Consider the following 14522-nt stretch of genomic DNA (forward strand, 5'->3'; position numbering starts at 1 on the left):
GGCGGGCAGGGGCAGCGGCGGCGCCCTTCGGGGCGCCGCCGCTGCGGGCGGGCACGGCCGGCGGGTGCCGGTTCCGCTCGCCGCACGCATCCTGTCGCCTTCCCGCGCATCCTCCCGCTGCCCCACCGACCGCTGAATTCCCCCACCGAATGCTGTCATCGACCTAGGAAAGCCGGACTGATGGACAAGACGCACCGTGCCGAAGAGCGCCCGAGGGCCTTTGTGCTCACCGGATCCTTCCTGGTCGTGTGCCGGGCGCCGCTCTACCTCTCCGAACTGGCCGCCCGCGGGCTGAAGATCCTCCTCATCACCCCCACCGCCTGGCGTGAGGAGGCCCTGCGGGCCGCCCAGGACCCGGCCCACCCGGCCTCCGCCATTGACGAGTTCGCCTTCGTCGACGGCAGCGTGGCCTCGGAGAACTCCTACCTGCCCGGCGTGATCTCCGCCGCCCGCCGCTGGCGCGAGCAGTACACCCTGGTCGGTGCCTACGCGGTGGGCGAGACCCAGGTGGAGCCGACCGGCCTGGTCGCAGACGCCCTCAGCGTTCCCACCCCTGGCCTGCGCGCCACTCGCGCCTGCCGCAGCAAGTACCTCCAGCGTTGGTACCTGCCCGAGTTCAGCCCCACCTCCCTGATCGTCCCCGGTGGGGAACGCACGGGGGTCGACCCGTCCGCCGTGCGCTTCCCGGCCGTCGTCAAGCCGGCCGGCCGCCACTCCAGCTCCGGGGTGGAGACGGTGGCCTCCCCCGAGCAGCTCATCGCCCGCCTCGCGACCTACCCGGAGCACGAGACCGTGCTGGTGGAGGAGAAGGTGGTCGGCCAGGAGTATTCGGTCGAGAGCCTCGTCCAGCACGGCCGGATCCTCTTCGCCTCCGCCACCCGCAAGGACACCACGGACTCGCACGCCAGCACGTTCGTGGAACTGTCGCACACCGTGCCCAGTGACCGGCCCCTGCACCAGCAGGTCCTCCTGGACGCCAACGCCCGCATGCTGGAGGCCCTCGATTTCCGCGACGGCATCGCGCACGCCGAGTGGCGCGTTGACGCGGCAGGCCGCCCGGTCCTGATGGAGGTGGCGGCCCGCACCCCCGGCGACGGCCTGTGCGTGCTCTACGAGTTGGCCACCGGAGTTCCCCTGGAGCCGGAAATCGTACGCATCGCCCTCGGTGAGCCCGCCTCCTACCCGGCCCCGACCCGGGTGGCCCGCCAGGTGTACCTGGAGCACGTCCCCGGCATCCTCACGGACGTCACCGTGGACGGGTACGACATCAGCCCCGCATGGGTCGGTGAGGGCGGACTGTGGCCGCGGATCGCTCCGGGTCCCGCCGACGCGGCGCCCACACTGCGCACCGTACTCGTGCACAAGGACCGCGGTGCCCTCCTCGGCGAACTGACGAGCTCCGAGGACCGGGCCGTGTCCTTCTTCATCGACGCGCCCACCCTCGCAGAACTCGACGACCTGGAGACCCGGGTGCGGGAGGCCGTGACGCTGCACATCACGCCCGCCCCCGCCGAGATACCCGAGAGCGTCACCCACGTCCTGGTCGGCTACAGCCCGGTCATGCTCGGCAAGCTCGACGGCCGGTTCCCGAAGGACTCGGTGCTGGTGCTGGAGGAGCCCTCGGTGATCGAGGCCCGCGGCCTCTCCGGCCTCGCCGAGCGGCATCCCTGTGTGGCCGCCCTGCTGCCCGCCCCCTCCCAGGACGAGCGGAACCCGGAGCGCGTTGCCGCCGCAGTGCCGCGCCCGCCCCGGGTCCGCGCAGTGGTGCCCGTGGTGGAGTACGGCGTGGTCGTCGCGGCGACGCTCGCCGAGGAGTGGGGCTTGCCCGGCGCCGGCTCCAAGGCCGCGCGGATCCTGCGTGACAAGGGGCTGCTCCGCCAGGCCCTGGCGGACAGCGCTGTGGCCCAGCCCGCCTGGGCGGTGGCCGAGAGCCCCGAGGACGTCGCTGCGTTCCGCGCCGCGCACGGCGGTGAGGCGGTCCTCAAGCCCGCCAACCGGCAGGCCAGCCTGGGCGTGCAGTTGCTCGGCCCGGCCGACGACGTGGCCGCGGCCTGGGAGCACACCACCGGAGCCGACGAGCCCACCCTGCGTGCCCGCTACGCCGGCAGCGCCCGGTACCTGGTCGAGCAGCGGTTGCACGGGCCCGAGGTGAGCGTCGAGGCCGTGGTCCACGACGGTGTGCTCGGTTTCACCAACATCACGGCCAAGTCCGTACTGGACTCCCCGTACCCGGTGGAGACCGGTCACGTGGTGCCCGCCCCGCTTCCGGAGGACACCGCCGACGCGCTGCGCGGCGCCTTGGCCCGGCTTGCGCAGACCATCGGCTTCCGCTCCGGCGTCCTGCACTCGGAGTGGATCCTCACCGACGGGGGCCGCACCCCCTGTCTGGTGGAGTGCGCGGGCCGGCTGCCGGGCGGCGGGATCACCGTCCTCATCGACCTCAGCTACGACACGGACATCCTGGCGCACCTGTTGTACGTCCTGGAGGGCCGCGGGAGCGTCGAACCCCTGCCGGCCGGCTCGGCCGCGGCGGTGCGGTTCCTGACCGCCGCACCGGGCCGGGTCGAGGAGGTCCGCGGCACGGATCTGGCACGCACCGCGGACGGTGTGCAGGAGGTCCACCTGACGGCCGCGACCGGCACCGTCCTCGGGGCCACCACCAGTTCCTGGGAGCGGGCGGGCTTCGTCATCGCGACCGGCCAGGACGCACCTGACGCCGCCCGACGCGCCGAGCACGCGGTCTCCCTCATCGACATCCGCACGGTCCAGGAGGCCCAGCAGTGAGCTTCCTGCCTGTCCCCTCGTGGCGGCAGTACGTTCCCGCCACCCCTGCCGGGCGCACCTTCGCCCTGCTCTCCCTGGTCAACGCCATCGGCACCGGCCTGTACCTGGCGGCCTCGGCGGTGTTCTTCGTTCGCTCGGTGGGGCTCTCCGAGGCACAGGTGGGTCTGGCACTGGCGATATCCGGCGTCGCCGGCTTCCTCACCACCGTGCCGATCGGGGCGCTCGGCGACCGGTTCGGTGCCCGTCGTACCCTGATCGCGCTCCAACTCTGGCGGGCGGCCGGCTTCGTGGGCCTCTGCCTGGTCAAGGGGATGGTGGCGTTCACCGTCGTCTCCTGCTGCCTCGCCGCCGCGGAGGCCGCGACGCAGCCGATGACTCAGGCGGTGGCCTCGGCGACGGTCGCCGGTACCGACCGTACCCACACCATGGCCGTCATCCGCACGGTCCGCAACGCCGGCTTCTCCCTGGGCGCGCTGCTCGCCGCTCCCCTCCTGGCCGCCGACGACGTGTGGGCGTACCGGGGCATCGTGCTCGGCACGGCGGGGGCCTTCGTCTGCTCCGCGCTGATGCTGTTCGGACTGCGGATCGCCGGGGCCGACACCCCGCAGCGCAAGCTGAGCCCGCTCACCGCCATCCGGCAGTTCCGCGATGGCCGGTACGCATGGCTGACCGCACTGAACGGCGTGCTCAACCTGCACGTCACCATCCTGTCCGTGGGCATCCCGCTGTGGGCGCTGAAGGCCACCGCCATGCCGCCGGGGCTGCTGCCCTTCCTCGTCCTGGTCAACACCGTGATGTCGATCGGGCTCCAGGTCCCGATCTCCCGGATCGTCGAGCGGGACGGCGGCGCGGCCCGCTCCCTGCGGTACGGCGGTTTCGCCATGGTGCTGTGCTGCCTGGCCCTGGCCGCGGCGGCCGGCTCCGGCTCGGCCTGGGCCGCGGCAGCCGTGCTCCTCCTGTCCTGCGCCCTGTTGACCTTCGGTGAGATGTGGCAGGCCACCGGTGGGTGGGAGCTCAGTTACGAGTTCGCGCCCGAGGATCGCAAGGGCGTCTACCTGTCCGTGTTCAGCCTCGGCGGTACCGCCCAGCGCATCGCCGGACCGCTGCTGCTCACCTCCGTGGTGATGGCCGCCGGTCCGGCCGGCTGGATCGGACTGGCGGTGCTGTTCGGCGTGGCGGCGCTGCTCGTCGGCCCCGTCACCCGGGCTCTGCACCGGTCGGCCGTCCCGGCCGGGGCCACCGGTGCCACACCGGCCACCGGTGCCACACCGGCGACCGGAGATGCGTGGACCCCCGAGCTCGCCACGTCCGCCGATTCCGCCGGCCCCAGCCGGTCCGCCGAGACCGCTCGGTCCAATCCGTCCAACCCGTCCCAGCCCACGGGAGGAACCGCACGATGAGCGCCGTACCCGCACACCTGCCGCACCACCCCGCAGACCTGTTGCTCGTCGGCGTGGGCACCATGGGCCGTCCGTACCTGGATGCCGCCGCCCGACTGGGCGTACCCGTTCGGGCCGTCGAGTCCGCCGCAGCCTGGGACAACCGGCCCACCGCGCTCGCGGAACGCTTCTACCGGGTCGAAGGGAGCCGTGACGAGTCCTGGGTGGGTGCCGTTGCCCGTGCTGCCGCCGAGCGGGCCCCGGGAGGGCTGATCGCCTTCGCGGAGCCGCACGTGCTGGCCGGAGCGCTCACCCAGCAGCGGCTCGGGCTACCCGGACCGTCCCTGCACGCCGCCGTGATCTCCCGCAACAAGGCGCTGCAGCGGACCACGTTCGCCGCGTACGGCATCGCGCAGCCGGAGTTCCGGCACGTGGCCACCCTCGCCGAGGGAGCCGACTGGCTGCGGGACAACCTGCCCGTGGTGGTCAAGCCGCTCACTCTCGCCGGCAGCGAGGGGGTGGAACTGGTTCGTGACCAGGCCGCCGCCGAGGAAGTCCTGGCCCGCCGCGGTGCGGAGGGACCCGTGCTGATCGAAGAGGCCGTGCAGGGGCCGGAGTACAGCTGGGAGGCCCTGGTCCGGGACGGCGAGGTGCTGTTCGAGAACGTCACCGCCAAGGAGACCACCCCACCGCCCTACTTCGTAGAGCTCGCACACCGCTGCGGCCACCAGTTCGATGGTGAAGACGCCCATCACGTACACGAGTTGACCCGGGGAGTGTTGTCCGCGATCGGGATGCGCACCGGGCTCGTCCACCTGGAGTTCAAGGTCGGGACCCGCGGGCCCGCCCTCATGGAGATCGCCGTGCGCACCCCCGGCGACTACCTGCCCGACGCCATCGGCCTGACCTACGGTTTCGACCTGTACGAGGTGTTGCTGCGGCTCGCCCTCGACCTGCCGCTGCCCGAGCTGCCACGGCAGCCGGTCCGCCACGCCGCCACGGTCTTCCCCACCGCCGCCCCCGGCACCATCCGGGAGATCAAGGGCGTGGCGGAGGTGGAGGCGCATCCGGCAGTCGTCCGCGTACGGCTCCGCAAGGGCCCGGGCGACGTGGTGCGCGCCCTGACCTCCTCCTCCCAGCGCATGGGCCATGTGCTGGTCAACGCGGCCACGCCCGCCGAACGCGAGGACGCCCTGGCCTTCGTACGGGAAACCCTCCAGATCGTCGTCGATCCGAGCTGAACGAGAGAACTGACCATGCCTGACACCCTCGCCACCCCGGTCGCCTCCTCGTTCGAGGAGCTGGTCGGTAACACCCCGATGCTGCGGCTCCGTCTCGACGGGCTGCCCGCCGGCGCCCGCGTCCTGGCCAAGCTGGAGGCCGCCAACCCGCTCTCCAGCGTCAAGGACCGCGCCGCCCTGTCCATGCTGCGGGCCGCCGAGCAGTCGCGGGAGCTCAGCCCGGGCGCCGTCGTCATCGAGGCGACCTCCGGTAACACCGGTATCGCGCTGGCCGCGCTGGCCGCCGCCCGTGGCTACTCGTGCCGGATCGTCCTCCCCGACAACGCCTCCCGGGAACGCGTTCTGACGCTCCAGATGCTCGGCGCGGCCGTCGAGTTCACCGACTCCGCCCTGGGGTTCGCCGGCTGCGTCGAGCGCGCCGAGGAGATCCACGCCTCCCTCCCGGGCTCCTGGTACGCCCGGCAGCACGAGAACCCCGCCAACGCGCGCGCCCATTACGAGACCACCGGTCCCGAGATCTGGCGCGACACCGAAGGACAGGTGGACTACCTGGTGTGCTCGGTGGGCACCGGCGGCACTCTCTCCGGCACCGCCCGCTATCTGCGCGAGCGCAACCCTGAGCTGGTCGTGGTCGCGGTCGAGCCGGCCGGCTCGGCCCTACTGTCCGGCGGTGCACCCGGCCCCCACCGCATCCCCGGCCTCAACGGGGGCTTCACCAGCCCCGTCACCGACCTGACCCTCATCGACGAGGTGATCAGCGTCGAGGATGCGGAGGCGGCTGCGGCCACCCGTGCCCTGGCCGCCACTACCGGGCTGCTGGTGGGGGTGTCTTCTGGCGCCGCGGCCCACGGCTGTGCCCAACTCGCCCGTCGCCATGACCTGTCCGGCAAGGTCGTCGCCACCGTCTTCCCGGACAGCGGGGAGCGCTACCTGAGCTGGTGGCCCCAGGAAGGGAGCGCCTGCCTCCGGACCGGCTCCGACGCTGGAGCCGACGACCGCGCTGCCGCCAGCTCCGAAGACCGATAACACGCCGAGGGAGCGAAGTCCGCGTGAAGTTCCGAGATCTGCACCCCAACATCCGGCTGCGCATCGGCGTCGGCTTTGTCCAGCGGTGTTTCGACATCATGCTCGTGCCGCTGATGGTGATTCACTTCTCCGGCCTGTACGGAGCGGCCACCGCCGGTGTCATGACCCTCTTCGCAGCCCTCGCCACCATCGCCTGCAACCTCACCGGCGGGCACCTGTCCGACACGTACGGGCGGCGCCCGGTGCTCCTCATCGGCGAGTTGGGCGCCTTCCTGTCCTACGCCGGACTGGCGCTGGTCCTCTCCCCGCTGGTGGGTGGCAACGGCATCGCCCTGTACGTGCTCTACCTGTGTGCGGGCTGCTGCGCCGGGATCGCGCTACCGGCGAGCGAGACGATGATCGTCGACGTCTCCACCCCGGCGACCCGGCCCGCCGTGTACACCATCAACTACTGGTCCGTGAACCTGGCGTTCATGATCGGCTCACTGATCGGCGGCTTCCTCTACGGCGGCTACTTCTTCCAACTGCTGCTGGCGGCTGCCGTCGGCACCGGCGGCATCCTGCTGGTCACCTGGTTCGGCATCAGCGAGACGGCGCCCGCGGGCACCGTGGAGAACCCGCGCGGTATCCGTACCGCCCTGGTCGGGTACGTACAGGTGTGTCGCGACCGGGTGTTCCTGCGGCTGGCCTGCGCCGCCCTGCTCATCCGCTCCATCGAGGTGCAGATCTCCTCCTCGATCGCCGTCCGACTCGGCCACGACTTCACCCCGCAGGTACTGCTGCACATCGGCTCCTGGCAACTCACCGTGGACGGCGTCAACATGCTCGGGATCATGCGGGCGATCAACACCCTGCTGGTGGTCTGCTGCGCCTTGTGGGTGGGGAAGCTGCTGGGCGGGATGGACGAGCGTCGCCGCCTCATCTCCGGCATCGTCGTCTTCACCACGGGCTACCTGGTGTGGACCGTCAGCGGCAACGCCTGGACCCTGATCGCCGCCACCTTCGTGGTCACCGCGGGTGAGTTGATGAACGCCCCGGTCAAACAGACCCTGCTCGCCAACCTGGTACCGGAGGAGTCCCGTACCAAGTACATGGCCGCCTACGGACTCCAGGTGCGGCTCGGACTCCTCGTGGGCTCGCTCTGCGTCACCCTGAGCGCGGTCGCCAGCGTCTGGGTGATGGCGGGCCTGTTCGCCCTCTTCGGTGTGGCTGCCGTGGTGCTCTACCGGTCGCTCTTCGACCTGGTTGCCGCCCGCAGTGCCGCCGAGCGGCAGAAGGCGGCGGTGGCCACGTGAAAGGGCAGGCCAGGCCGCTCCGTACAAGCCTTCCCCGCACTGGATCGCTGCGTACGCTGCACCTGCGGGCCATGGAGGCCCTGGACGTGATCGTCGACCGCGACCCGTCGGTGCGCTCACGCAGCGAGGCGCTGTTGCACCCCTCCGTGATCGCCCTGCTGGGCCACCGGATCGGCAACCGCCTCTACCGCGGGGGCCACCACCGGTCCGCCCGGCTGGCCTCCGCGGTCGCCAAGGTACTCACCGGCGGTGTCGAGATCCATCCCGGGGCCCGCATCGGCCGTCGCTTCTTCGTCGACCACGGCAGTGGTGTGGTGATCGGTGAGACTGCCGTACTCGGTGACGACGTGTCGCTCTTCCACCAGGTCACCCTCGGCTCGACCGGATGGTGGCACGATCGGGTGCGGGAGCCCGCGGGGCAGGCCCGCCGCCACCCACAGTTGGGCGACGGCGTGACGGTCGGCGCCGGCGCGAGCCTGCTCGGCCCGATCACGGTCGGCGACGGCGCCCTGATCGGCGCCATGACCCTGGTGATGACGGACGTTCCCGAAGGCGTCCACGTACGAACGGCGCGAACCCCCGTTCCAGACCAGCCCGCCTCGGCTTCCACGCCGGCTACCGTCCCTGCCCCCGCACCGACCCCCGCACCACCCCCTGCACCGGCCCACGCACCGATCCCTGCAACGGCCGCCGCGCCGGCCCCGCCACCGGCCCCCGGTCCGGCGGACACCCCGACGCCGCCCCGCAAGGGGGGTGCCCCCGGCCCCGGGGCGTTGCACACGGACCTCAGCGATGGAGCCCCGCGCGGGCTCCACAGGAAGGCAGAGACTGCAATGACCGCCAACAACCGCATCCTGATGGTGATGCCCTACCGGCAACTCGTCGAGAAGGCCGTGGCCGCCGGCTTCCGGGTGTGGTCGATCTGGGACCCCACCCTGCAGAGCCAGGACTACCTGCGCGAGGTGGCCGCCCACTCCGAAGAGCTCCTGCTGACGGACTTCGACGACGAGGCCGGCCTGCGCCGCCTGATCCGCGGGACCGCCATCGCGCACGAGGTCGCCCACGTCCTGCACCTCGGCAAGGAGAGCACCATGCTCCCGGTGGCCGAGGAGGCAGACGCCCTCGGCCTGGCGCCCAACCCCCCGGAGTCCCTACGCCGCCTCAATGACAAGGCGGCCATGCGCGAGGTCCTCGCCGAGCACGGCCTGTCCCCGGTCCGAACCGTCACCGCGGACTCGGCGGCCGGTACCGCCGCGGTCCTGGCGGAGTTCGGCTACCCGGCCGTCGTCAAGCCGACCGGGCTCTCCGGCAGCACCGGGGTCCGATTGGTGCGGTGCCGGGCGGACCTGGACCAGTGGGCCGCCGATCTGGACGCCCTCGGCTACCACGGGCCCGTCCTGGTCGAGGAGTTCCTGGCCGGCCCCGAGTACAGTGTGGAGACCCTCAGCGCCAACGGCAGCCACCAGGTCATCGGCATCACGCAGAAGCGCACCACGTCCGCCCCGTTGTTCGTGGAGACCGGTCAGCTCTTCCCCGCTCCGCTGCCCGAGGACACGGCGGCGGTCATGGAGAAGGAAGTCCTGGCGCTGCTGGATGCGGCCGGCCACCGCTTCGGCCCCGCGCACACCGAGCTGATCCTGACTGCTGACGGCCCCCGCATCGTGGAGTCCCAGGCCCGGCTCGGCGGGGACCGGATCCCCCACCTCGTCCGGATCGCCACCGGCTTCGACATCGAGGCGGCGATCTTCGAACTCCTCGCCGGCCGCGCGGCCGTCCTCGGCTCGGCCACCCGCGTCGGAGCCATCCGCTTCTTCCAGTTCGAGCCCGGCACCGTGGAACACGTGGCAGGGCTCGACGAGGTGCGCGCCCTGCCCCAGGTGGCCGAGGTGTCCTTCCACTTCCAGGCCGGTGACACGCTGCCGGAGACCACCAACTCGGCCAGCCGCCACGGCTTCGTCATCCTCGGCGCCGACGACGTCCAACAAGCCGACCGCGGCGCCGAGGAAGCTGCCTCACTACTGCGCGTCACCACCCGCGCCCCCCTGGTGAACGCGGTCACCACCGCACCCACCCAGCCCATGGTGCCCGAGCGCACCCTGTTGCTCCTGGGCCACCTCACGGACCCGATCCGCCAGGCCAAGGCCCTCGGCCTGAACGTCATCCTCATCCAGCACAAGGACAAGTTCGACCCCGAGCAGGCCCGGTTGGCCGATGTCACCCTGGTCGCCGACTTCACCGACTGGGCGGTGGTCGAACCCCTGGCACGCGCCGCGCACCAGATCTGGGGCTTCTCCGCGGCCCTCTCGCTGACCGAGCCGGGCCTGGAGAACGCCGGACGGATCAATGACCTGTTCGGGCTCGGCGGCACCGGGTACGAACCGGCCCGGCTGCTACGCGACAAGCTCGCGATGCGCCGCCACCTCGCGCAGGCGGCACCACGCTTCGCGATCGGGGCAGCGCCGCTGGTGGAGCAGGGCGACCTCACGGAGTTCGGCGCCGCCCACGGCTACCCCTTCGTGGTCAAGCCGGTGGACCTGACCGCCGGCTTCGGGATCTTCAAGGTCGAAGGGCCCGAGGACGCCGGGACGGTCTGGGAAGAGATCTGCGCTGTCCGCGCGCACGGCGTGGACCGGGGTACGACGCTGTACCGGGTCGCCGACTTCCTGATGGAGGAGTACATTCCGGGGCCCGAGTTCAGTGTGGAGTCCTTCAGCTTCGAGGGCCGCCACGTGGTCGTCGCCATCACCGAGAAGCTGGTGGACAAGAACCACTTCGCGGAGCTCGGCCACGCCCTGCCCGCGCGTCTGACGCCCTCGCGCGAACAGCAGGTCACCGAGGCGGTCTCCGCCTTCCTCGATGCCGTCGGCATCACGGACGGCCCCGCCCACACCGAGCTGAGACTCTCCCCGCGTGGCCCCCTGATCATCGAGGGCCACAACCGCAACGGTGGCGGGCACATCCAGGAGTTGGTGCGGGCCTCGTACGGAATCGACCTGGCCCACTACAGCCTGGCCTGGCCGTTCCGTCTGGTGGAACCGCTGGCGGAGCGTCCGCGTCCACGGGCCGCGGGATGCGCCCGCGGACTGGTGGCAAGCGCCGGCCGAGTGGTCGCCGTCGAGGGCGTGGAGGCGCTGTGGCTGCACCCCGCCGTCCTCGCCGTGGACGTTGCTGCCCGTCCCGGAGCGCTGACCCGGGCGGCCCGCGACAACTGGGACCGGCTCGGCATGCTCGCCGTGACCGCGTCCGACACCGACGAGGCAGTCCGGCTCTGCGAGGAACTCCTCGCGACCCGCCTCACCATCCGGGTCGATGGACCCCACCCACTCGAAGGAGGTCAGCAGCGATGACCGTGGTCATCCTGGACCGTACGGGTCCCGGGGGCCCGCTGCCCTACGCCGCATGGCTCGCCGAGGCCGGTCACGAACTGGTGCTCGTGACCGACACCCCCGGGATCCACCCCGACATCGCTGAGGTCCACGCCCTGGCCGGCTACCCCTCGTCCGCGGCCGTGGAAACCACCGTCCTGGACCTGGCCGCGCGGCACACTCTCAGTGCCGTGGTAGCCCTGCACCCCGCCGACCAACTCCGTGCCGCCGCCCTCCGCGACACCCTGGGGCTACCCGGCCAGAGCCGCGAGGAGGCGTTGGTCCTCGCTGACTCCGTCGCCGCCCAGACCTGGCTGCGGCGGGCCGGGCTGCCGGTGGTGGAACGGGCCGGGGTCCGCCGGGTGCTGGACCTCTACCGGGCCGCCCACGCCTGGGGCTACCCCCTCGCGGTCCGCCGGCGCAGGGGACCGGAGCGCGAGGTGGTGGCGGTACCGGACGGCGAGGCGGCCCTGCGTGCCTTCATTCGAGGACGGCAGGGCGGTACAGCCGCCTCGGCACTGGCCGGACTGACGGTGGAGCCGGTACGGGACGGACGCCGCCACCAGGGCGCGGGTCTTGCGGTGACCGACGCGGTGCTGAGCGCGCTGCCGCTCCGGGCCGGGCACCCGTACGCCGTGGAAGCAGCGTACGAGGCGCACGGTGGCTGGCGGATCGACAGCCTCCGCTACCGGCCAGGCGACCTGCGTGCGCAGACCCGCGCCCAGGCCGCCCCGCTGGCCCCCACAGTCCGGACCGACATGACCGTGGTCAGCGCAAACACCTCGGAGGTGGCGTGAGATGAGTGTGCTGGTACTGCACCAGATCGGTTCGGTGCAAGCCGCTCCGTACGACCGGTGGCTGGCCGACTACGACGGCGACGTCCTCTTGCTGACCTGTGCCGACAACCTGGCAGGGGTGGCGGAAGAGCTGCCCGCGGCCGGCTCGGGATACGCCCTGGCCGAAGCCGTCCCGGGCTATGACCACAGCGGCTTGCTGGAGGAGCGGGCCCTGGACCTCGCTCGGGAGCACGAGGTGCGACACCTGGTGGCCTGTCACGAGCGGGACCTGGAACGGGCCGCGATCCTGCGGGAGGTTCTGGACCTGCCGGGTCAGCGCATGGACTCGGTCGAGCCATTCCGTGACAAGGCGCTGATGAAGCGGATCGCGACCGAGGCCGGCTTGGAGGTGGCCCCGTGGCGGGAGGTCGAGTGCGCGAGCGAGCTCCTCGGTTTCGCGGCCGAGTTCGGCTTTCCCCTGGTCGTGAAGCCCCGGGACAGCGCCGGGTCCATGGGCGTGCGGATCCTGCACACGGAGCAGGCGCTGCGGGATTGCCTGGCGACGGACCTCGACCTCGACGGGGCCGACCAGTCCCAGCTGCTGGTGGAGGCCTATGTGCCGGGCCGGATGTGCCATGTGGACGGGCTGGTGGTGGACGGCCGTACGGTCTTCGCCTGGCCCTCGCAGTACCAGTACGCGCTGGCCACGTACGCCACCGACACCGGCCCCCGGATGGACCTCACGCTCGATGCGGACGATCCGTTGGCCGAGCGGCTGCTGAAGTTCGCCGAACGGCTCCTTGACGCGATGCCCGGGCCCGAGCACTTCGCCTTCCACGCGGAGGTCTTCCACACCCCGGACGACCGGCTGGTGCTCTGTGAGATCGCCTGCCGTACCGGGGGCGCCGCTATTCGGGACATCGTGCGGGTCATGTCCGGGGTGGATCCCACCGAGGCGTGGGTACGGGCGCAGCTCGGTCTGCCGCTGCAGGAGGACTTGGGCAGCGGTGGGGGGCTACCGCGGCGGATGGCCGGTCAGATGGTGCTGATGAAGCGACCCGGCCGGGTGGTTTCGGTGCCGCAGGAGGCCCCGGACTTCCCCTGGATCGAGCGGTTCACGGTGTTCGTACAGCCGGGCCAGGTGATGGGTCCGGCGACGGCCTCGTCCGACTTCCTGGTCATGGCCTTGGTGAGTGGCCGGGACCGGGCCGAATGTGTGGAACGGCTGAAACAGGTGGAGCACTGGTTCCTGGGGGAGTTGGTACTTGAACCGGTCACCCGGTGACGACAGCCGCACGCCGCGAAACAGGTGACGTACCGCGGGGTCGCGAGGGGCCGCGAGGCACTTCGGAAGGCTTCGGGGAGGCGACGCGGCCCGGTGGGGTCCGGCGGGGCCGCCCGCCGACCGCACCGGACACGGCGGGGCGCCCGAGCCAGGTGGGCCCTCGGGCGCCCCGGCCTCCGGCCCTGGGGCATGCGTCGTTCGCCCGTCAGGGACCGGGCGTTGCGACGGGGCGATGGACGGTGCCTGCCCGGCCCTAGTTCTGCCTGGCGAGTTCGGCGGCCACGGCGAGGACGATGTCGTTCGCCTCCGGCTCGCCGACGGTCACCCGGGCGCCCTCACCGGGGAAGGCCCGCACCAGGGCCCCGGCGGCGGCGCAGGCTTCGGCGAACCCATGGGTGCGTCGGCCGAGTGGCAACCACAGGAAGTTGGCCTCCGAGGGCGGCACTTCGAGGCCCGCCGCGAGGAGACCTTCACGAACCCGGTGGCGCTCCTTGACCACGGTGTCCACCCGCTCCATGAGCTGGTGTTCGGCGTCGAGCGACGCCACAGCCGCACTTTGGGCCAGCGAGCTCACCCCGAACGGCACGGCGGCCGCGCGGATCGCGGCCGCAACCGGTTCGTGGGCCACGGCGTACCCCACCCGAAGGCCGGCCAGGCCGTATGCCTTGGAGAAGGTGCGCAACACCACCACCTGCGGCCGGTCCCGGTAGAGCTCCACACCGTCCGGCACCTCCGCGTCACGGACGAATTCCCGGTAGGCCTCGTCCAGGATGACGAGGGTGTGGGCGGGGAGCCGGTCGAGGAACCGCTCCAGTTCCTGGCGCCGTACGACGGTGCTGGTGGGGTTGTTGGGGTTGCACACGATGACAGCCCTGGTTTCGGCGGTGACCGCGTCGGTGAGGGCCTCCAGGTCGTGGCGGTGGTCGGTCAGCGGCACCTGGACCGACCGGCCGCCGCACATCGCGGTCAGGTGCGGGTACGCCTCGAACGACGGCCACGCATAGACGATCTCGCCGCCCGGGGACCGTCCCTGCAGTGGTCCGGCGGCGACAAGGAGGGAGTGCAGCAGGTGCTGGGTGACGCCGACGGAACCGGCGCCCACGGCCAGGTGCGAGGCCGGCACGGAGAGCCGGTCGGCGAGGGCGGCGATGAGCTCGGTGGCGAAGCGGTCGGGGTAGCGGTTGACCCGGGCCGCCTCAGTGGCCAGGAGGTCCTGGACCGCGGGCAGGGGTGAGTGAGGATTCTCATTCGCGGCGAGACCGTAGGGAGAGGAGGCCACAGGAATACCTTTCGCATACAGGTGTCAAAGGGGCAGGCACGGCAAAGGTGCGTGCACAGTGCCGGGTGGCGGGAATGGAACACGTGAGCGGC

9 protein-coding genes are annotated in these 14522 nt (G+C 71.8%); 8 read left to right on the forward strand and 1 reads right to left on the reverse strand.

What is annotated here, in order from left to right:
- Positions 1–180 precede the first annotated feature (180 nt).
- From LK06_RS34590 to LK06_RS27255, 8 genes are all read left to right on the forward strand, one after another.
- Positions 181–2784, forward strand: a complete 2604-nt coding sequence (locus tag LK06_RS34590) for an ATP-grasp domain-containing protein (RefSeq protein WP_078859005.1) — start codon at positions 181–183, stop codon at positions 2782–2784.
- Positions 2781–4184, forward strand: a complete 1404-nt coding sequence (locus tag LK06_RS27210; RefSeq protein ID WP_063837848.1) for an MFS transporter — start codon at positions 2781–2783, stop codon at positions 4182–4184. The genes LK06_RS34590 and LK06_RS27210 overlap by 4 nt, the downstream gene beginning before the upstream one ends.
- Positions 4181–5404 (forward strand): ATP-grasp domain-containing protein, encoded by a 1224-nt coding sequence (locus LK06_RS27215; RefSeq protein ID WP_052269688.1) that lies wholly within the window; start codon positions 4181–4183, stop codon positions 5402–5404. The genes LK06_RS27210 and LK06_RS27215 overlap by 4 nt, the downstream gene beginning before the upstream one ends.
- Before the next feature lie 15 nt (positions 5405–5419).
- Positions 5420–6430 (forward strand): PLP-dependent cysteine synthase family protein, encoded by a 1011-nt coding sequence (locus tag LK06_RS27220; protein WP_078859006.1) that lies wholly within the window; start codon positions 5420–5422, stop codon positions 6428–6430.
- Between the two features lie 23 nt (positions 6431–6453).
- Positions 6454–7725 (forward strand): MFS transporter, encoded by a 1272-nt coding sequence (locus LK06_RS27225; protein ID WP_039648385.1) that lies wholly within the window; start codon positions 6454–6456, stop codon positions 7723–7725.
- 71 nt (positions 7726–7796) lie between these two features.
- Positions 7797–11072 carry an ATP-grasp domain-containing protein gene (locus tag LK06_RS34595; protein ID WP_089516738.1) on the forward strand — a complete coding sequence of 1092 codons (3276 nt, stop codon included), beginning with the start codon at positions 7797–7799 and terminating at the stop codon, positions 11070–11072.
- Entirely contained in the window at positions 11069–11887 is an 819-nt protein-coding gene (locus tag LK06_RS27250) for an ATP-grasp domain-containing protein (RefSeq protein WP_039648383.1), read from the forward strand. Before LK06_RS34595 ends, LK06_RS27250 begins: the two co-directional genes overlap by 4 nt.
- Before the next feature lies 1 nt (position 11888).
- Positions 11889–13151: an ATP-grasp domain-containing protein gene (locus tag LK06_RS27255; RefSeq protein ID WP_039648381.1), complete on the forward strand. Its 1263-nt coding sequence runs from the start codon at positions 11889–11891 to the stop codon at positions 13149–13151.
- Positions 13152–13404: 253 nt separating this feature from the next.
- Here the strand turns inward: LK06_RS27255 and LK06_RS27260 are convergent, their stop codons facing one another.
- Entirely contained in the window at positions 13405–14451 is a 1047-nt protein-coding gene (locus tag LK06_RS27260) for a histidinol-phosphate transaminase (protein ID WP_052269687.1), read from the reverse strand.
- Positions 14452–14522: the final 71 nt, after the last annotated feature.

Source organism: Streptomyces pluripotens (assembly GCF_000802245.2).
In the GTDB taxonomy this organism is placed as follows: Bacteria; Actinomycetota; Actinomycetes; order Streptomycetales; family Streptomycetaceae; genus Streptomyces; species Streptomyces pluripotens.